Origin of the sequence: Pseudomonas sp. Sample_23, assembly GCF_004307595.1 — a bacterium.
Lineage (GTDB): Bacteria > Pseudomonadota > Gammaproteobacteria > Pseudomonadales > Pseudomonadaceae > Aquipseudomonas > Aquipseudomonas atacamensis.
Genome location: NZ_RCNX01000066.1, coordinates 13,287 through 34,934 on the forward strand (window position 1 = coordinate 13,287; position 21,648 = coordinate 34,934).

Annotated in this window: 19 protein-coding genes; 14 read left to right on the forward strand and 5 right to left on the reverse strand. The window is 62.2% G+C overall.

Annotated features, from left to right (window positions below; all coding sequences use genetic code 11):
• The first annotated feature begins 33 nt into the window (after positions 1–33).
• From D8U82_RS17255 to D8U82_RS17300, 10 genes are all read left to right on the forward strand, one after another.
• A complete protein-coding gene (locus tag D8U82_RS17255; protein WP_016772981.1) occupies positions 34–696 on the forward strand; it encodes a riboflavin synthase in 663 nt (220 codons plus the stop codon).
• Positions 697–717: 21 nt separating this feature from the next.
• Complete coding sequence (gene ribBA, locus D8U82_RS17260; protein WP_039761895.1) at positions 718–1,809, forward strand: bifunctional 3,4-dihydroxy-2-butanone-4-phosphate synthase/GTP cyclohydrolase II; 1,092 nt, start codon at positions 718–720, stop codon at positions 1,807–1,809.
• A 90-nt stretch (positions 1,810–1,899) separates the two neighbouring features.
• On the forward strand, positions 1,900–2,376 hold the full coding sequence (gene ribE, locus D8U82_RS17265; RefSeq protein ID WP_003228649.1) for a 6,7-dimethyl-8-ribityllumazine synthase: 477 nt from the start codon (positions 1,900–1,902) through the stop codon (positions 2,374–2,376).
• Positions 2,373–2,873 carry a transcription antitermination factor NusB gene (nusB, locus tag D8U82_RS17270; RefSeq protein ID WP_024014489.1) on the forward strand — a complete coding sequence of 167 codons (501 nt, stop codon included), beginning with the start codon at positions 2,373–2,375 and terminating at the stop codon, positions 2,871–2,873. Before ribE ends, nusB begins: the two co-directional genes overlap by 4 nt.
• A gap of 27 nt (positions 2,874–2,900) precedes the next feature.
• Positions 2,901–3,866, forward strand: a complete 966-nt coding sequence (gene thiL, locus D8U82_RS17275; RefSeq protein WP_130902604.1) for a thiamine-phosphate kinase — start codon at positions 2,901–2,903, stop codon at positions 3,864–3,866.
• Positions 3,863–4,366: a phosphatidylglycerophosphatase A gene (locus tag D8U82_RS17280; RefSeq protein WP_130888587.1), complete on the forward strand. Its 504-nt coding sequence runs from the start codon at positions 3,863–3,865 to the stop codon at positions 4,364–4,366. Before thiL ends, D8U82_RS17280 begins: the two co-directional genes overlap by 4 nt.
• A 25-nt stretch (positions 4,367–4,391) precedes the next feature.
• Positions 4,392–5,129, forward strand: a complete 738-nt coding sequence (locus D8U82_RS17285; RefSeq protein ID WP_024014486.1) for a transporter substrate-binding domain-containing protein — start codon at positions 4,392–4,394, stop codon at positions 5,127–5,129.
• A 144-nt stretch (positions 5,130–5,273) separates the two neighbouring features.
• Positions 5,274–5,891, forward strand: a complete 618-nt coding sequence (gene ribA / locus D8U82_RS17290) for a GTP cyclohydrolase II (RefSeq protein ID WP_024014485.1) — start codon at positions 5,274–5,276, stop codon at positions 5,889–5,891.
• Positions 5,888–6,307, forward strand: coding sequence for an MFS transporter (locus D8U82_RS17295; protein ID WP_130902605.1), 420 nt, complete (start codon positions 5,888–5,890; stop codon positions 6,305–6,307). The genes ribA and D8U82_RS17295 overlap by 4 nt, the downstream gene beginning before the upstream one ends.
• The gene (locus D8U82_RS17300) at positions 6,307–7,107 is read left to right on the forward strand and encodes a cobalamin-binding protein (protein WP_130902606.1); all 801 of its coding nucleotides are present in this window, start codon (positions 6,307–6,309) and stop codon (positions 7,105–7,107) included. The genes D8U82_RS17295 and D8U82_RS17300 overlap by 1 nt, the downstream gene beginning before the upstream one ends.
• A 137-nt stretch (positions 7,108–7,244) precedes the next feature.
• Here D8U82_RS17300 and D8U82_RS17305 read toward each other — a convergent pair whose 3' ends face one another.
• From D8U82_RS17305 to D8U82_RS17325, 5 genes are all read right to left on the reverse strand, one after another.
• The gene (locus D8U82_RS17305) at positions 7,245–9,128 is read right to left on the reverse strand and encodes a TonB-dependent receptor (protein WP_125925918.1); all 1,884 of its coding nucleotides are present in this window, start codon (positions 9,126–9,128) and stop codon (positions 7,245–7,247) included.
• 140 nt (positions 9,129–9,268) lie between these two features.
• Positions 9,269–11,167 carry a 1-deoxy-D-xylulose-5-phosphate synthase gene (gene dxs / locus D8U82_RS17310; RefSeq protein WP_073475710.1) on the reverse strand — a complete coding sequence of 633 codons (1,899 nt, stop codon included), beginning with the start codon at positions 11,165–11,167 and terminating at the stop codon, positions 9,269–9,271.
• A 91-nt stretch (positions 11,168–11,258) separates the two neighbouring features.
• Positions 11,259–12,146 carry a (2E,6E)-farnesyl diphosphate synthase gene (ispA, locus tag D8U82_RS17315; RefSeq protein WP_125925919.1) on the reverse strand — a complete coding sequence of 296 codons (888 nt, stop codon included), beginning with the start codon at positions 12,144–12,146 and terminating at the stop codon, positions 11,259–11,261.
• Positions 12,143–12,385, reverse strand: coding sequence for an exodeoxyribonuclease VII small subunit (locus tag D8U82_RS17320; protein WP_016772991.1), 243 nt, complete (start codon positions 12,383–12,385; stop codon positions 12,143–12,145). Before D8U82_RS17320 ends, ispA begins: the two co-directional genes overlap by 4 nt.
• A gap of 105 nt (positions 12,386–12,490) precedes the next feature.
• Positions 12,491–13,624: a Fic family protein gene (locus D8U82_RS17325; RefSeq protein WP_130902607.1), complete on the reverse strand. Its 1,134-nt coding sequence runs from the start codon at positions 13,622–13,624 to the stop codon at positions 12,491–12,493.
• Positions 13,625–13,902: 278 nt separating this feature from the next.
• Between D8U82_RS17325 and D8U82_RS17330 the strand changes: the two genes are divergently transcribed.
• The 4 genes from D8U82_RS17330 to D8U82_RS17345 are packed head-to-tail and all read left to right on the forward strand — an operon-like array spanning position 13,903 to position 21,648.
• The gene (locus D8U82_RS17330) at positions 13,903–14,694 is read left to right on the forward strand and encodes a DUF2135 domain-containing protein (protein ID WP_130902608.1); all 792 of its coding nucleotides are present in this window, start codon (positions 13,903–13,905) and stop codon (positions 14,692–14,694) included.
• 35 nt (positions 14,695–14,729) lie between these two features.
• Positions 14,730–16,442: a DUF2138 domain-containing protein gene (locus tag D8U82_RS17335; protein WP_130902609.1), complete on the forward strand. Its 1,713-nt coding sequence runs from the start codon at positions 14,730–14,732 to the stop codon at positions 16,440–16,442.
• Positions 16,427–17,077, forward strand: coding sequence for a DUF1175 family protein (locus D8U82_RS17340; RefSeq protein ID WP_038860946.1), 651 nt, complete (start codon positions 16,427–16,429; stop codon positions 17,075–17,077). Before D8U82_RS17335 ends, D8U82_RS17340 begins: the two co-directional genes overlap by 16 nt.
• On the forward strand, positions 17,074–21,648 hold the full coding sequence (locus D8U82_RS17345; protein ID WP_125925923.1) for an alpha-2-macroglobulin: 4,575 nt from the start codon (positions 17,074–17,076) through the stop codon (positions 21,646–21,648). The genes D8U82_RS17340 and D8U82_RS17345 overlap by 4 nt, the downstream gene beginning before the upstream one ends.

The window sequence follows — 21,648 nt, forward strand, 5'->3', positions numbered from 1 at the left end:
GTTAGCGCTGGCCTCGTTCTCAAGGAGAACCCCATGTTCACCGGCATCATCGAATCCATCGGCAGTATCCGCGCACTGACCCCAAAGGGCGGTGATGTACGGGTGCACGTCGCAACCGGCAAGCTCGATCTGAGCGACGTCAAACTCGGCGACAGCATCGCGGTCAACGGCGTTTGCCTGACCGCCGTCGAGTTGCCGGGCGACGGCTTTGCCGCCGACGTCAGCCGCGAAACCCTCGATTGCACCGCCATGAATGACCTGAAAAGCGGCAGCCCGGTCAATCTGGAAAAAGCCCTGACCCCGACCACTCGCCTCGGCGGACATCTGGTCAGCGGTCATGTCGATGGTGTTGGCGAAGTGGTATCGCGCAGCGACAATGCCCGCGCCGTGGAATTTCGCATCCGCGCGCCGAAAGAGCTGGCCAAGTACATCGCCCACAAAGGCTCGATCACCGTCGACGGCACCAGCCTTACAGTGAACGAAGTCGATGGCGCCGAATTCATGCTGACGATCATTCCGCACACCCTCAGCGAAACCATCATGGCTTCATACAAGCCGGGCCGCCGGGTGAATCTGGAAGTCGACCTGCTGGCGCGTTATCTGGAGCGTCTGCTGCTGGGCGACAAGGCCGCCGAGAAGACCGCCGGCAGCACCATCACCGAAAGCTTTCTGGCCCAAAACGGCTACCTCAAATAATTCAAAAGAAGGGGGTGCCTTGTGGCGCTCAATAGCATCGAAGAACTGGTTGAAGACATCCGCCAAGGCAAGATGGTTATCCTCATGGATGACGAAGACCGCGAGAACGAAGGCGACCTGATCATGGCCGCCGAATGCTGCCAGGCCGAACACATCAACTTCATGGCCAAGCACGCCCGTGGCCTGATCTGCATGCCGATGAGCCGCGAGCGCTGCGAACTGTTGAAGCTGCCGCTGATGGCGCCACGCAACGGTTCCGGTTTCGGCACCAAGTTCACCGTCTCGATCGAAGCCGCCGAAGGCGTGACCACCGGCATCTCCGCCGCCGATCGCGCGCGCACCGTGCAGGCCGCTGCGGCCAAGGACGCCAAGGCTGAAGACATCGTCAGCCCGGGCCACATCTTCCCGCTGATGGCCCAGGCCGGCGGCACTCTCGCTCGCGCCGGCCACACCGAAGCCGCTTGCGACCTGGCGCGCATGGCCGGTTTCGAGCCGAGCGGGGTGATCTGCGAAGTGATGAACGACGACGGCACCATGTCCCGTCGCGCTGAACTCGAAGCTTTCGCCGCTGAACACAACATCAAGATCGGCACCATCGCCGACCTGATTCACTACCGGATGATCCACGAACGTACCGTTCAGCGGATTGCCGAGCAGCCGCTGGACAGCGAACTGGGCCAATTCAACCTGGTGACCTATCGTGATTCGGTGGAAGGCGACGTGCACATGGCTCTGACGCTGGGCACTGTCTGCGCTGAGGAGCCGACGCTGGTTCGCGTGCACAACATGGACCCGCTGCGCGATCTGCTGATGGTCAAGCAACCGGGCCGCTGGAGCCTGCGCGCCGCCATGGCTGCGGTCGCCGAGGCCGGCAGCGGTGTAGTGCTGCTGCTCGGTCACCCGCTCGATGGCGACGTGCTGCTGGCGCATATCCGTGAAACCGGTGAGCAGGCAGCGCCGAAAAAACCGACCACTTACAGCATTGTCGGTGCCGGTTCGCAGATCCTGCGTGACCTCGGCGTGCGCAAAATGCGCTTGATGTCGGCACCAATGAAGTTCAATGCGATATCCGGTTTCGATCTGGAAGTTGTAGAATACGTGCCCTCCGAATAATGACCGGCTGTTTCCGGACTCCGATTCGCGGCAAATAATCACTGAGGGGCGCGTAGCAGACGCGTCCCGGCTCTTTAAGAGAACTGACGAATGACCCTGAAGACCATCGAAGGTACCTTCATCGCCCCCAAAGGCCGCTACGCTCTGGTAGTAGGCCGCTTCAACAGCTTCGTGGTTGAAAGCCTGGTCAGCGGTGCCGTTGATGCCCTGGTTCGCCACGGCGTGAGCGAAAGCGACATCACCATCATCCGCGCACCGGGCGCCTTCGAAATCCCGCTGGTTGCGCAGAAAGTCGCCCAGAAAGGCGAGTTCGCAGCGATCATCGCCCTTGGCGCGGTCATTCGTGGCGGTACTCCGCACTTCGAATACGTGGCTGGCGAGTGCACCAAAGGCCTGGCCCAGGTCTCCATGGAATTCGGCGTACCGGTCGCGTTCGGCGTGCTGACCGTCGACTCCATCGAGCAAGCCATCGAACGTTCCGGCACCAAGGCCGGTAACAAAGGTGCCGAAGCTGCCCTGTCCGCTCTGGAAATGGTCAGCCTGCTGGCGCAGTTGGAGGCCAAGTGATTAGCGACGAAAGCGATCGTTTCAACCCGCGCGATCCGAAACCTGCGGATGCCGGCAAGCCGTCGAAGAGCGCCAAGCGTCGCGAAGCCCGTCAGCTCGCGACTCAAGCGCTGTACCAGTGGCACATGGCCCGGCAATCGCTGAACGAGATCGAAGCGCAGTTTCGCGTTGATAACGATTTCACCGATGTCGACGGTGCCTACTTCCGTGAAATCCTTCACGGGGTTCCGCAGTTCAAGACCGAAATCGACACTGCCCTGACGCCTTGCCTGGATCTGGCGATCGAAGAGCTCGACCCGGTTGAACTGGCGGTTCTGCGCCTGTCGACCTGGGAACTGCTCAAGCGCGTCGACGTGCCTTACCGCGTTGTGATCAACGAAGGTATCGAACTGGCCAAAGTGTTCGGTTCGACCGACGGCCACAAGTTCGTCAACGGCGTGCTCGACAAGCTGGCCCCGCGCCTGCGTGAAGCTGAAGTGAAGGCGTTCAAGCGCTGATCGGCGCTTGAATACTTTATCTCGGCCATGGGCGAGTTTGAGCTGATCCGCAATTTCTTCGCCGCCGCGCCTTGTGCGCAGGGCGGCGAAGGCGTTGCTCTGGGGATCGGCGACGACTGCGCCTTGCTGGCGGTTCCCACTGGGGAACAGCTGGCGGTTTCTACCGATACGCTGGTGGCCGGTGTGCATTTCGCCGACCCCTGCGATCCGTTTCTGCTCGGTCAGCGCTCGCTGGCCGTCGCGGTCAGTGACCTGGCCGCCATGGGCGCCGCGCCCGTTGCCTTTACCCTTGCCCTGACCTTGCCGACGGTGACTGCCGATTGGCTGCAAGCCTATGCCCGGGGTTTGAACCGCATGGCGCAAAGCTGCGGCGTCGCGCTGGTCGGCGGCGATACCACGCGCGGACCGTTGAGCCTGACGGTCACCGTGTTCGGCCGCGTACCCGCTGGCCAGGCCTTGACCCGCAGCGGTGCGCAGGCCGGTGATCTGCTCTGCGTCGGCGGCGAACTGGGCAATGCAGCCGGCGCCTTGCCGCTGGTTTTGGCTCAACGTGATGCCGAAGCGCATATCGCCCAGCCGCTGCTCGAGCATTACTGGTCGCCACAACCGCAACTGGCGCTCGGTCAGGCCCTGCGCGGCAAGGCCACGGCGGCACTGGATATCTCTGACGGCCTGCTCGCCGATTGCGGACATATCGCGCTGGCGTCGAAGGTGCGACTTGAGATTGAACGCGAGCGTGTACCGTTGTCGGATGCTTTAGTCGCGTTTCTCGGCCAGCGCGGTGCCGAGCGCGCGGCATTGAGCGGTGGTGATGATTACGTACTGGCCTTCACCTTGCCGTCCGCCGAGTTGCCGGCACTGCTGGCCGACGGCTGGCCGATTCATGTGATCGGCCGTGTGCTGCCGGGCCAGGGCGTGCTGCTGCTGGACCGCGACGGGCGCGACATCACTCCGCAGATTCGCGGCTACCAACATTTTCAGGAGACACCGTGACAGATCACCCGAAACAGGTCCCTGCCGAATTCGTGCCTCCTTCGGTCTGGCGCAATCCGTGGCATTTCCTCGCGTTCGGCTTCGGCTCCGGGACCTTGCCAAAAGCGCCGGGCACGTGGGGCTCGCTGGTGGCGCTGCCGTTCATTCCGCTGTGGCAGATGCTGCCCGACTGGGGCTACTGGCTGATGCTCGGCATCACCATGCTGTTCGGCTTCTGGCTGTGCGGCAAAGTCGCTGACGATTTGCGCGTGCACGACCACGAAGGCATTGTCTGGGACGAAATGGTCGGCATGTGGATCACCCTGTGGCTGGTGCCGGAAGGCTGGTACTGGTTGCTCGCGGGTTTTCTGGTGTTCCGCTTCTTCGATATCCTCAAGCCGTGGCCGATCCGCTGGATCGACAAGCACGTGCATGGCGGCGTCGGCATCATGCTCGACGACGTGCTGGCCGGTGTGTTCGCCTGGCTGGCGATGCAAGGGCTGGTATGGGCATTCGCCTGATTCGACTCACGTGAGGAACCACGCAATGCTGCGACGCGGGTTGGCGCTGCTGCTTCTGGCTCTGCTGGGCACGTTCGCCCACGCGCAGGCCGCCGCGCCTGTGCCTGGGGTGATCCATCTGGCCAGCGAAGACTGGGAGGATTACACCGCCGCCGATGGTCACGGTCTGGCCTGGGACGTGTTGCGCAAAGTGTTCGAGCCGGCCGGGGTCAAGCTGGACATCCGCACGGTGCCGTACACCCGTTCGATCGGGCTGGTGCAGTTGAAGGAAGTCGACGCGCTGGTCGGCTCCTACCGCGACGAAGCCGAGCACGTGCTGTACCCGCAATCGAAGTTCGATTCTGATCACATCTACGCGCTGGGCCTGGCGAGCAGCCCGCCGCCGACCCAGGCGACCTTGGGCAAATATCGGTTGGCCTGGGTGCGCGGCTACCGCTACGAAAACTACTTGCCGAACATCCAGCGCTTCAACCAGATCGAACGACGTACCGGCATTCTGCTGATGCTCAAGCAGGGCCGGGCGGATTACTACATCGATGCGCTGACCGAGATTGAAGCGGTCGTGCGCGATGCCGCGGATCCAGCGCAGTATCGCTATTCGCATCTGGCTGAGTTGCCGCTGTTTCTCGGTTTCGCCGATACCCCACAGGCTCGCGCGTTGATGGCGCTGTATGACCGGCGCATGGCGGAGCTGGTCAAGAGCGGAGAGTTGAAGCCGGTCTTCGAGAAGTGGCAGCAGCCGTATCCGTTTGATCCAAAATGATCACAATGTCCTGTGGGAGCGTATGGCAGCTGTCATCAAACTTTTTGATAGTTATGCCCGATAATTCAGCCTAAGCGTCCACAGGAACCTGCTGTTACAATGCCCGCCTGCGAATTTTCAGTCTTCTAGATCAGGAGCACATCGGTGCCTGTCGTCTTCGTCGCCGCTTCCAAGCTGCCAACGCCTTTTGCGCAATTCACCATGCACGGCTTTCTCGATGAGAGCACCGGGCGTGAGCACGTCGTGCTGAGCCTCGGTGAAATTGCCGATGGCGCCCCGGTACTCGGTCGCCTGCATTCCGAATGCCTGACCGGCGATGCCTTGTTCAGCCAGCGTTGCGACTGCGGCTCGCAATTAGAGGCAGCTTTGCAGGCGATTGCGCGCGAAGGCCGCGGCGTGCTGCTGTATCTGCGTCAGGAAGGGCGCGGCATCGGTCTGCTGAACAAGATCCGCGCTTACGAGTTGCAGGACGGCGGCGCCGATACCGTGGAAGCCAACGAGCGTCTGGGCTTTGCCGCCGATCAGCGCGACTACGCCATGTGCCTGCCGATGCTTGAGCATCTGGGCGTGAAATCCCTGCGCCTGATGACCAACAACCCGCGCAAGGTCAAAGCGCTGACCGATATGGGCATCGTCGTCGCCGAGCGCGTGCCGCTGCACACCGGGCACAATCCGCACAACAAACTCTATCTGGCGACCAAGGCCAGCAAGCTCGACCACATGATGGGCAACGAACATCAGGGCGAGGTCGACCGCGCGTGACCCGTGGCCAGGTGCGGCGGCGGTTGGCGGTGGCCTTGTGGCAATACCTGGCGCTGGCGCTGTTGCCGCTGTTCGTGCTCAACGCGCTGTTCGGTGAAGGCCAGGGCCTGCTGCCAGTGCTGGCAATGCCTTTGTTCATCGCCGGCGTCGCCTCGATGTTTGTCAGCCTGAAGTATTTCGCCCGCTACAAACACGCCCTGATCGCCACGCAAAAAGCCCTCGATACCGCCGAAGAACCCGCCGCCTGGATTGCCCTTGCGGCGCGTCGGCGTACGGCGTTGCTGGTAGCGTCCTTGCCGGCCTGGATTGGCGCACTGGCGGTATTCGTCGGCCTCGAAGCCGTGCCGTTGATGTTGCTGGCGCTGTCCACCGCCGTGCTGTTCTACCTCTATCATATTCCGCGTCAACTCGGCTGATGCATCGCCTGTGGCTGGCGGTTCTGCTGCTCGCCCTGAGCAGCCCGGCGCTGGCCGCACTGCGTGTGGTCAGCCTCGCCCCCTCACTGTCTGAAATCGTCGTTGAACTGGATTCCGCTGACCTGCTGGTCGGCGTACTGGATGCGGGCGAGCGGCCGGCGGCGATAGCGGATGTTCCATCAGTGGGCCGCTACGGCCAGCTCGACATGGAGCGCTTGCTCAGCCTGAAACCGGATTTGCTGCTGCTCTGGCCCGGCAGTGTTGGCGCGGGGCAGCGTGATCAGCTCAAGCACCTGAACATTCCGACCTTCGTCGCCGAACCGCACACGTTGGCGCAACTCGCGGCGCAGATCGAAGCCATTGCCAAACAGCTCGGGCGTCCTGAACGCGGGGCGAAACGGGCGGCCGAATTGCGCAAACAACTGGATGACCTTCGTCAGCGTTATAGCCGTGACGAACCGCTGCGGGTTTTCTATCAAGTCTGGGACAAACCGCTATACACCGTCGGTGGCGGGCAGATCATCAGCGATGCGCTTGAAGTGTGCGGTGCGCGCAATGTGTTTGCCGAGCTGAATCTGCCGGCGCCGCAGGTGAGTATCGAGGCGGTGTTGCAGCGTGATCCGGAAGTGATTGTCGCCGGTGATCAGGCGCAGCTAGGGGCGTGGAAGACCTGGCCGCAGGTGGCGGCGGTCAGGCAGGGGAGACTGATATTGGTCACTGACAAAGGCCTTGAGCGACCGAGCGGGCAGATGATCAGCGCCACCGCCAAACTATGCCAATTGATCGCGCCGGATCGGTAGACCGCATCGCCTGTATTCGCGAGCAGGCTCGCTCCCACACTGGATTTTCGCTGAAAACAAACTGTGTGGCCGCACTCAGTCTACTGTGGGAGCGAGCCTGCTCGCGAAGAGGTCAGCCAGCCAATACAAATCTCAGCTCAGAGTTCAGGGGTCCACGTCACCCCGAACATCCACGCCCGACCTTCCTCGCGATAGCCATACTGCGCGCCGTCATAGCTGTAATTCGCCCGGCTGTAGCCCTTGTCCAGCAAGTTATCCACCTTCAGATCCAGCTTGATCTCACGGTTCAGCGCCCAACTGCTGCGCAGCCCGAGCGTGCCGTAGCCACCCAGCGACTGGGTGTTGTTCAAGTCGTCGTAACTGCCGCTGACCAATTGCCAACTGGCGCCGAGTCCCAAGCGATCAAACTGCCGATCCACATCCCAACTGGCCGTGCGCCGCGCCCGTCGCGCCAGCGTATGCCCGGTATCGCGATCACGTGGATCAATGATCGCTACGCCAAGATTGCTCTGCCAGCCAAACAGCTCGTGCTTCAGTGCCGCTTCAAAGCCATTGATCCGCGCTGACGCAACGTTCTGTGGGCGTGAGTTGCTGCCGAAGATGATCGCGTCTTCCAGGTCGGTACGGTAAATCGAGGCTTCCAGCCGCGCGCTGTCGCTCAACTGGCTGCGCCATTGCAGTTCGTAGCTTTTCGAAGTTTCCGGTTTCAGGTCGGGATTGCTGAAATCCGGGTAGTACAGGTCGTTGAAGGTCGGCGCGCGGAAACCTTCGCTGTAGCTCAGCAGCACGTCGTTGTCCGGGTTCAGCGGCAGGGTGAAGGTGCCGCTCCAGGTGTTCTGGCTGCCGAACTGCTGGTTGTCGTCGTGGCGCAGGCCGATCTCGGTGGAGAAGCTGTCGGCCTGATAGCGATGCTGGATGAACGCTGCGCGATTCCAGCGGCTGTCCTCGTCAAACGCAGTGCTGCTGTTGACCCGGTCTTCGTACCAGTCGCCGCCCAGAATCAGGCTGTTGCGAGCGTCCAGCGTCAGGTCGTTCTGCCAGTTCACCGAGTCGCGATAAGTGTTGAACACCGTGCGCTCGTCGCTGAGCTTGTCGAAGGTCTTTTCGCGGTTTTCGCTGTGGCCGAATTCAATGCGGGTTTTCCAGGTTTCGTTGACCCGCGCATCGACATAACTGCTGATGCTGCTGACATTGAAATCACTGTATGGCTGCTGTTGCACCGACTCGAAAGTGTCCATGTCGAAGCGGCCGAACGGGTTGTCGAATTCGCTCCTGCCACGGTTATCCAGCAGATTGGCGCCGACTTCGACGTCATCGGTCAGCGCGTGGCTGAGGCTCAGGCTCAGGGATTTGTTGCGGTAGGCGTCATGGTCGCTGTCGCTTGGATACGACTCGTGGGTACGGTCGATTCCGGCCGTTTCGTCGAGGCTGGCGCCGAGGTTGAAGCGGGTTTTCTCGTCGCCGCCGGACAAGCCGAGGCTGCGTTCCCATGTCTGCTGACTGCCAAAGCCCAGATGCAGGCGTGGCTGCAAGCCTTGCTCGGTGCCGCGCCGGGTGAAGATCTGGATCACCCCGCCAATCGCGTCGCTGCCGTAAATCACCGAGCGTGAACCGCGCAGCACTTCGACGCGCTCGATCTGCTCGATGTTCAGATGTTGCAGGTTGCTGTCGCCGGAAGTCGAGTTACCGATGCGCTGGCCATCGACCAGCACCAGGCTCTGCGCCGATTGCGTGCCGCGAATGTAGATCCCCGGCAGACTGCCGCGCCCGCCGGTCTGCGCCACTTGCACGCCGGGCACGCGCCGCAGCAGATCGGGCACGTCGCTTGGTTGCAGGCGATCGATGTCTTCGCGGGTGAACACGGTGTTGGCGGCGCTGCTGTCGTTGCGCGCTTCGACCTGACGATTGGCGCTGATCAGCGTGTCCGGCAGCTTCAGCGCCTGATCGCGTTCGAATGTATCGGCAAGGGCGCTGGCGGTTGGCAGCAGGAGGAAGGGCAGGGCGAGGCGCGAGAGGTTCATGGACAGTCCAACGGGAGTTTCAGGTGTACACAAATCAAATGTGGGAGCGAGCCTGCTCGCGAAGGCGGTGTATCAGTCAGTTCGTCTTTGACTGACAGTCCGCTTTCGCGAGCAGGCTCGCTCCCACAAGGGTATTGCGTTTATTGGGCGAGCAATGCCAGGCGCTGGCGAATCGACGCTTCGATCCCGGCCTCATCCAGCCCGCACTCGGCAAGCATCTGTGCCGGTTTCGCATGCTCGACGTAAATGTCCGGCAAGCCCAGATGCAGCATCGACTTGAGGATGTTTTCGCGGGCGAGAAACTCGCTGACCGCGCCACCGGCGCCGCCCATGATTGCGTTCTCTTCGATAGTCACCAGCAACTCGTGGTTGCCGGCGATCTCGCGCACCAGCGCTTCATCCAGCGGTTTGACGAAACGCATGTCGACCACGGTGGCGTCGAGCTTCTCGGCGACTTTCAAGGCTTCGCTCAGTTGCACGCCGAACACCAGCATGGCGACCTTGCTGCCCTGGCGACGGACAATGCCCTTGCCGATTTCGATCGCTTCGAGATCTTTTTCGATGACTGCGTTCGGCCCGCTGCCACGCGGGTAACGCACTGCCGCCGGGCCGTTGTAGAGGTGGCCGGTGGTGAGCATCTTGCGCAATTCGTTTTCATCGCTCGGGGTCATGATGACCATGCCCGGGATGCACCGCAGGTACGACAGGTCGTAGCTGCCAGCGTGGGTCGGGCCGTCTTCGCCGACCAGGCCGGCACGGTCGATGGCGAACAGCACGTCGAGGTTCTGCACGGCGACGTCGTGTACCAACTGGTCGTAGCCGCGTTGCAGGAACGTCGAATAGATCGCCACCACCGGTTTCGCACCTTCGCAGGCCATGCCGGCGGCGAACGTGACCGCGTGCTGCTCGGCAATCGCCACGTCGAAATAACGCTCGGGGAAGCGCTCGCTGAACGCCACCAGATCCGAGCCTTCCTTCATCGCCGGGGTAATTCCGACCAGACGAGCGTCAGCCGCCGCCATGTCACACAGCCACTCGCCAAACACCGCCGAATACTTCGGCCCGCTGACGGCTTTCGGCGCAGCGGCGGGAGCGTCCAGAGGTTCGAGTTTGGTGATGGCGTGGTAACCGATCGGGTCGACTTCCGCCGGGGCGAAGCCTTTGCCTTTCTTGGTGACGATGTGCAGGAACTGCGGGCCTTTGAGATCGCGCATGTTGCGCAGCGTGGCGATCAGGGTCGGCAGATCGTGGCCGTCGATCGGGCCGATGTAATTCCAGCCCAGCTCTTCGAACAGGGTGCCAGGGACCAGCATGCCCTTGGCATATTCTTCGGTGCGACGGGCGATTTCCCACGCACCGGGCAGGCGCGAAAGGACTTTCTTGCTGCCCTCGCGCATGCTCGCGTAGGTGCGGCTGGACAGGATCTTCGCCAGATAATTCGACAACCCGCCGACGTTGCGCGAGATCGACATGTCGTTGTCGTTGAGGATCACCAGCATGTTGGCGTTGACTTCCGGCGCATGGTTGAGCGCCTCGAAAGCCATGCCGGCGGTCAGCGCGCCGTCGCCGATCACGGCGATAGCCTTGCGGTCGCTGTCCTGCAGACGGGCGGCAATGGCCATGCCCAGCGCAGCGCTGATCGAGGTGCTGGAGTGGCCGACGCCGAAGGTGTCGTACTCGCTCTCGGAGCGGCGCGGGAACGCGGCAATGCCGTCCTTCTGACGCAGGCTGGCCATGCGCTCGCGGCGACCGGTGAGGATCTTGTGCGGATACGCCTGATGCCCGACGTCCCACAGCAGACGGTCGTCCGGGGTGTCGAAAACGTAATGCAGCGCGATGGTCAGCTCGATCACGCCCAGGCCGGCACCGAAATGCCCACCGGTCTGGCCGACCGTGTAGAGCAATTCCAGGCGCAACTCATCGGCCAGGGTTTCCAGCTCGGCTTCGCCTAACCGGCGCAGGCCGTCCGGCGTGTTCGCGCGGTCGAGCAGGGGCGTGGTCGGGCGCTTGCGGGGAATCTCATGAAACGTCGTGGGCATCAGGCGAATCGTTATAGGTATAAAAGATGCGGCAGTTTACCTGATGCATCGCCCCCTGCCCACGCGTTGGTCTTTTTTGGCCGATACGCCGTCAGTTGCGTCGCTCGACGATATACCGCGCCAGCTCGCGCAACGGCTCGGCGGCCGCGTCAAACGGTCGCAGCGCCTGCAGAGCCTGATCGCGCAGTTCCAGAGCGTAGGCCTTGGCGGCGTCGAGGCCGAGCAGGGCCGGGTAGGTCGGCTTGTCGCGGGCGATATCGGCGCCCTGGCGTTTGCCGAGGGTCGCGGTATCGCTTTCCACGTCGAGGATGTCGTCCTGCACCTGAAAGGCCAGGCCGATGGCCTGTGCATAAGTCTGCAACGCCTGAAGCTGATCAGGCTGGGCGCGGCCGCTGGCCAGGGCGCCGAGCCTGACGCTGACTTCAATCAGCGCGCCGGTCTTGTGCCGGTGCATTTGTTCGAGGGCTGTTTGATCGAGCTTGAGACCGACCGAACCCAGATCGATGGCCTGACCACCGACCATGCCCGCCGGACCGGCTGCATGGGCCAGCGCCGTGACCATCTGCAGACGGATGTCGCTGCTGCAATCGCTCAGGCGCGGATCGAGCAGGGCGCTGAAGGCCAGGCTCTGCAAGCCGTCACCGGCGAGGATCGCGCAGGCTTCGTCGAATTTCTTGTGGGTCGTCGGCTGGCCGCGACGCAGATCGTCATCGTCCATCGCCGGCAAATCGTCATGCACCAGCGAGTAGGCGTGGATCAACTCGACCGCACAGGCCGCGCCGCTGGCCTGTTCAGCCTGGCCACCGAGGGCTTCGCACGCCGCGTAAGCCAGCAACGGACGCACGCGTTTGCCGCCGTTCATCACGCTGTAGCGCATCGCTTCGTAGAGCCGCGCCAGTTCCGGCAGCGGCGCGTTGAACAGCGTCTCCAGCGCCGCGTTGACCCGGGCCTGACTGCTCGCCGAATACGCCGCGATCATTCTGGCTCATCCGCGTCGAAGGGTTCCTCGGCGAGCTCGCCATCGCGCTCCAGCAGCACCTGCACTTTCTGCTCGGCCTGGGCCAGCGCCGCCTGGCAGTCACGGGTCAGGCCGATGCCCTGCTCGAAAGCGGTCAGCGAGTCTTCCAGCGACAATTCACCGTTCTCCAGACGCTCGACCAGTGTTTGCAGGTCGGCGAGGGATTGTTCGAAATCCAGTGCAGCTTTTTTGCGGGCCATGGCGGCAATTTCCGGTAGACGTTAAACCGGCGCGACACTAGCAGATAGGGGGGGTATGGGCAAATGAGCGGGCCGTCGCTAGGCCCCTCCATAACGGTCGGCGAGTCAATCCGGATAGTTGATTTTGTAACGCGTACTGCGTCCGCCGCCCGGCAGGCGTTGCAGGCAGCCCTTGTCCAGCAACTCCGCCAGATGCCGCGTTGCGGTGGCTTTGGAAACTTTCGCAACCGCTTGATATTGCCCTGCGCTGAGGCCCTGTTCGAAACCGCGCTCACCGCCATCGAGCAAGCGATTGAGCACTTTGATCTGCTCCGCTGAAAGGTCGGATTCGCGGTGCGCCTGCCAGAAGCGAGTCTTGCCCAACACCGAATCTATCCGGGTGATGGCTTGCTGCAGGCTGCGCAGCAGTGTCTGCAAAAACCAGGTCAGCCATTCGGTGATATCGAGCGTGGCCTTTTGGCTCGACTCCAGAATCCGGTAATAACCGGCGCGATCCTCGAGAATGCTTGCGGACATCGCGTAGAAGCGGATCGCCTGCGCTTCGCCTTGCGCCAGCGCCAGATCGGTGATTGTGCGGGTCAGACGACCGTTGCCGTCGTCGAAAGGGTGCAGAGTGACAAACCAGAAATGCGCGATGCCTGCGCGTAACAGCGGATCCAGCGAAACCTGATCGCGGCTGGCTTCGAACCAGCTCAAGAAACGCTCAATTTGCTGTTCCAGCCCTTGGCGCGGTGGCGCCTCAAAGTGAACCGTTGGCCGGTCGAGCCGACCGGACACCACCTGCATCGGTTCGTCGCCGCGCAAGGTACCGACGAGTATTGGCCGTGCGCTGGACATCGCTTCCTCGGCGGGGAAAAGCCAGGTGTGCCATTCCAGCAATCGGGCCAGGGTCAGCGGCTCGTCGAAGCCATGGGTGGCATCGAGCATCAATTGCGCCAAGCCCTCGCTACGCTGGCTGACGCTATCGCGATCAATCCATTCCAGACCCAGGCGCCGGGCCAGAGAAGAACGCACGGAGCCGACATTCAGTTGCTCACCTTCGATGGCGGAGGAGGTGACGATGTTCTGAAGCAACGCATCGAGCTCGCTCTGTGCGCTCATCGAATCGCCCACTGAGCCGGCCATTCCCAAGAGTCGGCCCTGCGTCTGCACGCACTCGCGCAGCAGCGGGGCGAGGCGCTCTGCTTGCCAGTTGAAGTCGGGCCAATCGGGCTGTTGCCAGATCCAATGTGCGGTCATTGATCACCTGTCATGGAAGCGTGAGCCGAATAAAAACGCTATTCGGCTCATTTGGTGAGCCGAATATGCCGGCTATTCGGCTCATCGTCTACCCGGATGGCGCGATTCCTACAGCAATCACACATGTATCCGATTGTTAAAAAACTGCCGAATCGCTACTCTTCGCGGCTTCTACGGCCCCGACAGTTGCGGGGTATTCAGACGAAACGCAGTTCACCGCTGTGAAGTACCGAGGATCGGGTGCAAGGTTTCGTTCAAGGCATGGCAGGAGGCGTCACATGCGTTCATTTCTTTTGCTGCTGATCGGCCTCGCCTGCGCGCCTGCGCTGTGGGCCGCGCCGACTGCGCAGTTGTCCGAGCCGGTCGGCGGCTGGCGTTATCACGGCCTGCTCGATCGTTCGGAAAATCCGCAGGTCGCCTACCCGACGCCGCCGATCGATCGCGGCATCCAGCGCAATCGCACGATGATCCAGGGCCAGCTCAAAGCCCTCGGCCGCATGCGTCCGCCGCACAGCCTCGCCGTCAACGGCAATCCATTGAATCTGTACACCGACGATCAGGGGCGTTTTGCCCGGCCTTACGCCTTCGGCGCCGGCTCCAACAGCGTTGAAGTGATCAGCGCCGAGGGCCAGTCGCTCAAGCGCGTGCAATTTTATGAAGCAAATAATCTGCGCACGCCGGCGAAGATTCGTCTTGTCTTGGGATGGGACGACCCGAAAGCCGAGCTGGATCTGCATATTGTCACCCCCGACGGTCAGCATGCCTTTTGGGCACGGCCGGCGCTGAGCAATGGCGGCGGCCTCGACCCGGATGGTGTCGACGGCCCCGGCCCGGAAATGTTCACCATGACCGCGCCGCTGCACGGCACGTATCTGGTCTACGTCAACTATTGGGGCAACTACGGCGATGGTGGCTATAACTTCGAGGAAACCGGTAATCAGAACGAGGTGATCACCTCACAGATCACCCTGGTGCTCAACGAAAACACCGTCGACGAAAAACGCGAAACCTTCATCGTGCCCCTGCGGGCGATCGGTGATTTGTTGCTGGTCAAGACTTTCAACTATTAAGCATCCCGCCACGGATGAACTCGGATGTTGTGAACATGAGCGATAACACTGTGACTCCAGCTGCCGCGACACCGGCGGCCAAACCTTCGCGGCGCTGGCCGCTGGTCGTGCTCGGCCTGTGCCTGGTGGCCGGTGTGGCGGGCGGTTTCGGCTGGCTGCTGCTCAAGCCCAAAGCGCCGCCGGCGACACTTGCCAGTGACAAGCTCGGCCTCGGCCGTCCAGACGCCTTGCTCGAAACTCGCTCGCTGAGCCAGTTGCCCAAGGACCTCCTGACGGTGCCGTTTCTCAAGGCCACGCTCACCGAGGATTTCGTCTTCTATTACGAAACTCACGCCGACCGCCTCGGCCTGATCGGCAGCCTGCGGCGGATCATCTACGAGCATGACCTGAAGTTGCAGGACAGCCTGATCGAGCAGCTTTTCGATCAACCGGCCGATGTTGCGCTGTGGCGTGGCGCCGATGGCCGCTTGAAGGATTTCCTGCTGGTGATGGATCGCGGCGGATTGGCCAAGCTGCTCGAGCCGTTGGCGAAAGTGGCGCTGGATGACACTCAGCTCAGCATCTTCGGCACTCTCAAAGTCGGCGGCGATGACGTGCCGCTGTATCAACTCAGCTACAACGCCAGCAAATCACTGCTGTTCGCGTCGCGCGGCGACAAACTGGTGGTGCTGTCCAATCCAGCCAAGTACTACGACTCCGAGAGCGGCGTCTCGGAAGAGTCGGGCCGCGTTTCCGCGCAAGCGCTGGCAGCGTTGCTCAACGGTGAAAAACTGTTTCCGGAAGCGTTCGGCTTGCCGGCGAAAAGCCCGGAAACCAAGCAGCGTCTGTCGGTCAATTCCAGCGTGCTCGCCATGGGCTATCAGCGCTTCATCCCGAATTTCGCCGGCCTGCGTTTCGACATGGACGACAAGGGCTGGCACAGCTATCTGGCCATGGATGAACTGGAAAACCAGCCGGACTTCGATTTCAAACCGGTCTGGCAGGCGATGCCGTTGGGGGCGAGCGCTTGCGTGACCCTGCCGGTGGCGGCCGAGCCGCAGAAACCGATATTGATCAAACTCGGTGCCGATGAAGCTGTTGCGCAAACGCTGACCGAACACGTCGCTGGCGCGGCCGGCCTGTGCTGGTACGCCGATTCGCGGTTGTACACACCGCTGCTGGTCGCCAGCCTAAAAGACGAGGACAGCAGCAAGCTTGACGGTGATCTGGGCAAACTGTTCGGCTCGATGGTCGGCGCGTTCGAAGCGAATGTCGCCGAAAGCGTATTCCCGGTGATCGACAAGCAGGAAGGCCAGAGCCACGTCTGGCAGCGTCAGGTCAGTTCCAGTTTCGGTCCGTACGCGGCGAAGACCGCTGAAAACCCGGAGGCGATTTCCGGCAAGGCGTTCATGAAAGTCAGCCTCGCCCGTCATGGCTCGACGCTGCTGTTCTCCCTCGACGACAAACTCGTCGATAAAGCCCTCGGCACCCTCGACAAGCGCTTCCCGCCGATGGCCGACGTGCTGCCAAAAGACGTATTGATGCCGATCTACTTCGGCCCGGATGCGATGGCGCAACTGATGCAGCGCGAAACCCTCGACAGCCTGCCGCAGGACATGGAACCGGTGTTTTATAACGCTGCGCAAACCTACCTGATGCCGAAACTGCGCACCCTCGGGGGCTACGGCAAATATGCCCTGACCCTGCCTGAAGGCAGCGAGCCTGACGGCCACTGGCAATGGCTGCCGCTGGAATGGAAAGCGCTGTGAGCGCACTGATCCGCAGCCTCGGCTTGCTTGCGTTGCTGCTGAGCGCAGGCGCCCGTGCGGTTGAAGCTCCAGCGCTCGACCCGGCGCAATCCCAGGTATTCCGCGCCTGGTTTGTGCGCATCGCTCAAGAGCAGCTCAGCCAAGGCCCGAGCCCGCGCTGGTATCAGCAGGACTGCGCCGGGCTGGTGCGCTTTGCCGCCAACGAAGCGCTGAAAGTCCATGACGACAAATGGCTGCGCAGCAATGGTCTGTCCAATCGCTATCTGCCGCCGGAACTGGCGCTGAGCGACGAGCAACGCAAGCTCGCGCAACAGTGGCAGCAGGGCGGCGGCAAGGTCGGGCCGTACGTCAACGCGATCAAACTGATTCAGTTCAACAGCCATCTGGTCGGCCGCGATGTGTCGCAGGCGCGGCCCGGTGACCTGATGTTTTTCGATCAGGGCGACGACCAGCACCTGATGATCTGGATGGGCCGCTACATCGCCTATCACACCGGCACCACCACCCCCACTGACAACGGCATGCGTTCGGCAAGCCTGCAGCAACTCATGACATGGAAGGACACCCGATGGATACCCGACGCAGCCAACCCCAACTTCATCGGCGTCTATCGACTGAACTTTCTCTCCCAATGACCGGTGCTCGCATGTTGCGTATCTGTTCGCGAATTTCCTTGCTGTTGGCGTTGTTGCTGCCGTTTACCTGCGTCAACGCCGAAGACTCGGTGGAGCCGAGCAATTACACGCCGGTGGCCGGTGAGAGTTTTTTCTTGCTCGCCGATAGCAGTTTTGCCAGCGACGAACCGGCGATGGTCCGCCTCGAAGCCCCGGGTCGTGACTACCGGCGCTTTCGCATGGAGCCGTACGGCGGCGCCGACATTCGCGTGTATCGCATCGACAAGCCGCTGGATTTCCTCAAGCGCCAGAAGAACCTGCATCGCGTCGTCAGCGACGGCCAGTTCAAGGGCGAAAGCCTGTCCAACACCCTCGCGTATCTGTGGGACAACTGGTATCGCAAATCCCGCCGGGTGATGCAGCGTGCGTTCTCCTACGAGTCGCGCAAGCAGGTCACCGAAGAAGTGCCGGAGCTGAAAATGGGCGAGGCCATGGCCGCGCCGACGCCGTACGACGCGCAGCCGCAATTCGCGCTGATCCCGGGTCTGCCGGTGGTCAGCCAGTTCCGTTATCCGCTGTGGCAGGCCAAGCCTATCCAGCCGCCGGCCGGGGTTAATCTGGCCGGCTCGTCCAGCGACTTCGTCAGCGTCGCGCCGGGCAACGTCTACATCCCGCTGGGTAACCTGAAACCGGGGCTGTATCTGGTTGAAGCGCTGATCGGCAAGTACCGCGCGACCACCATGGTTTTCGTCTCCAACACCGTCGCGGTGAGCAAGATTGCCGGCGATGAACTGCTGGTCTGGGCCGCGCGCAAACACGAAGGCAGTTCGGTGCCGAAGGTCAACGTGCTATGGACCGATGGCCTCGGCGTGATGAGCAGCGGTGCTACCGATGCCGACGGTTTGCTGCGCCTGAAACACGTCAGCCCGGAGCGCTCGTTCGTCATCGGCGAGGACGAAGAGGGCGGCGTGTTCGTCTCGGAAAACTTCTATTACGACAGCGAAATCTACGACACCAAACTCTATGCCTTCACCGACCGGCCGCTGTATCGTCCGGGCGATTGGGTGTCGTTGAAAATCGTCGGTCGCGAGTTCAAGAATGCCCGTGATTCGGTGTTGCCGGGTGCGGCGGATGTCAGTGTCAGCGTGCTTGATGCCACGGGGACCGAGTTGCAAACCCTCGATCTGAAACTGGATTCCAAGGCCGGTACCCAGGGCCGTTTCCAGTTGCCGGATAACGCCGTGGCCGGTGGTTACGAGATCCGTTTCAACTACAAGGAGCAGGCCTACAGCAGTGCTTTCCGTGTGGCTGAATACATCAAGCCGCACTTCGAAATCTCGCTGAATCTGGCCAAGCAGGATTACCGTACCGGTGAGCCGGTGAAAGGCAGTCTGGTGTTGCTCTACCCAGACGGCAAACCGGTGGCCAACGCCAAATTGAGCCTGAGCCTGCGCGCCCAGCAACTGTCGATGGTCGACAACGAGCTGCAATACCTCGGGCAATTCCCGGTGGAATTGACCAGCACTGAACTGACCACCGACAGCAAGGGCAACGCGACCCTCGATCTGCCAGCCGCCGACAAGCCAAGCCGCTACATGCTCACTGTGTTTGCCAGCGACGGCGCGGCTTATCGGGTCAAGACCACCAAGGAAATCCTCATCGACCGTGGTGCGGCGAGCTTCCGCTTGAGCGCGCCGCAGCGGTTCAGCGCGGTCGGCGACAAGGTTGTCTTCAGCTACGCGAATGAGGGTGGCACCGAACAAAGCAAAGCCGTAACGCCGAGCAGCTACGCCTGGGTGCGCCTGGAAGATCAGAGCACCGGCGAAGGCAAACTCGCCGCAACAGACAAAGGCTTCAGCCTCGCCTTCGAACGTCCGGGCACCTACAACCTGACGCTGAAGGATCAACACGGTCGCGTCCTCGGCGCCACCGGCCATTCGGTCACCGGCGACGGCGTGAAAGCGGTGCCGGGTACCGTGGAAATCGTCCTCGACAAGCCCGAGTACAAGGCGGGCGAAGAAGCGCTGGCGCTGATCACCTTCCCTGAGCCGGTCAGCGATGCACTGCTGTCGCTGGAGCGCGACAAGGTCGAGGCCACTGCGCTGCTGGCCAAGGGCGCTGACTGGTTGACGCTGGAAAAACTCAGCGACACCCAATACCGCGCGCGCATTGCGGTGAAGGATAACTTCGCGCCGAACCTGACCTTCTCCGTGCTCTACACCAAGGGCGGTCAGTACAGCTTCCAGAACGCCGGGATCAAAGTGGTCGCGCCGCAAATCGACGTGGCGATCAGCACCGACAAAGCGGTGTATCTGCCGGGCGATACGGTCACGGTCGACCTGACCACTCAGTTCGCCGGCAAAGCGGTTCCGGCGCATCTGACGGTCAGCGTGGTCGACGAAATGGTCTACGCGCTGCAACCGGAAGTCGCGCCGACCATCGACCAGTTCTTCTATCACCCACGGCGCAACAACGTGCGCACCAGTGCCAGCCTGTCGTTCATCAGCTACGACGTGGCCTTGCCGGGCAGCCCCGGCGCACCGGGCAAGGCCAATCGCAGCGAGCGCGGCGTGAAAGTGCTTGAGCGTCCGCGCCGTGAAGACGTCGACACCGCTGCATGGCAGCCGGAGTTGTTGACTGGCGCCGACGGCAAAACCCGCTTCACCTTCAAGATGCCGGACTCGCTGACCCGCTGGCGCATCACCGCGCGGGCGATTGCCGATGACGGTCAGGTCGGGCAGAAGAAGCAGTTTGTCCGTTCGGAAAAACCGCTGTACCTGAAGTGGAGCGGGCCGAGCAGATTCCGCAAGGGCGATCAGCCGCAACTGGGTGTGTTCGCTTTCAGTCAGGCGGAGAAACCGGTCAAGGCGGAACTGGTGACTCACTATGCCGGTAGCGAACAACGTCTGCCGGTGACTCTGAACAGCGGCATCAATTACCTGCCACTGCCGGCGTTCGCTTTGGCCTCTGGCGAGTGGACGGCGGAGCTGGTGCAGGATGGCAAAGTCGCCGATGCCCTGGCTGTGCGCTTGAGTGCCACCGGTGAAGGCTGGCAGGTCACCCAGACCCAAAGCCTCGACGTGGTCAGCGGCGATACGCCGTTGAGTTTGCCGGCGGATGCCACGGATATCCGCCTGCGTCTGGATGACAGTCCGCAAGCGCTGTTCCGTTCCGCCCTCGATGATCTGCTCGGCTACCCGTACGGCGGCGTCGAGCAGACGGCCAGTCGCTTGCTGCCGCTAAGCATCGCTTATCCATCGCTGGCCTCGAATCCGCAGATTCGCGATCGCTTGCGCCTGATCATGCAGAACAGCCGCCTGCGCCTGGTGCAAATGGCCGGGCCGTCGGCGAGCTTCACCTGGTGGGGCTACGACGGCGAGCCGGATGCATTTCTCACCGCCTATGCCTATTACGCCGACTGGAACGCCAGCCGCGTACTCGACCTGACCCTGCCGCCGGACCACTGGCAGCGGGTGCTGGAGGTTTATGCCAAGCAAGCGCCGAATACGCCATTGCTGCAACGGGCGCTGATTCTGTCGTTCGCCAAACAGATGCAGCTGCCAGTGAACACGCTGCTCAGCGGTTTGATCGACGATCTGGCCAAGGCCGGTGAAGGCGCTGCCGAAACCTTGCTCGACGACGGCCAGGACAGTCTGGTGATGAACGACCCGGATTCGGCACTTGGTCTGGCGACGGCACGGGTACTCACTGCATCGTTGGCCTCGCAGGTGAAAGTTGCTTTGCCGGAGGCATTCAATCGTCAACTGGGCGCAGCGCAACAACGTCTGGCGGTCAGCTCGCAGCCCTTCGTCGAAGCACTGAACCTGTCGCTGCAACCGTTTGATCAGGCCCGTGCGACGGCGTTGTTGCAACGCCTGTTGCCGCAGCAATCGACGCTGGAACGTGCACTGGCGCTGACCTGGCTGCAACGCAGCATCGCTCAGGCTTCGCCGACCATCGCGCTGATGCCGGGTGAGGGCTGGAAGAAAAACTACGGCGCCAGCGGCGAGATGTACTGGACATGGCAAGGTGCGACGCCGCTGCCGAGCGTGCTGAGCGTGTCCGGCACGCAAGAGCGGCCGCTGCGTGCGGCGCTGAGCTTCCAGACTCAACAGCCGCAGGGCGATCCGATGGCCGTGACCATCACCCGGCGCCTGTCGCGGCTGGTGCCGGGCGACGAAGCGTTCACCTACAAACTCGAGCCGGTCGGCACTAAACCGTTGTCCAGCGACAGCCTGTACCTGGACGAGGTGATCCTCACCAGCAAGGCAGCGAAACCGCTGCGCTACGGCATGCTTGAAGTGCCGCTGCCACCGGGCGCGGATGTCGAGCGCACGACGTGGGGCATCAAGTTGCAGGGCAAGGACGGCACCGAACCGACCGCGCTGGAGAAGGCGCGTTTCGAACCGGGACAACTGGCATACGCGGTGCCGGTCGACGCGCTGAGTGGTGAGTTGCGCCTGCGTCATCTGGTGCGCTTCTCGCAGAAGGGCCAGTTCAACCTGCCGCCGGTACGCTTCAAGCAAGTGTATGCACCGCAGCATCAGGCCCAGGAGGCGAAAGCCGCCCTCGGTCAGGTCACGGTCAACTGA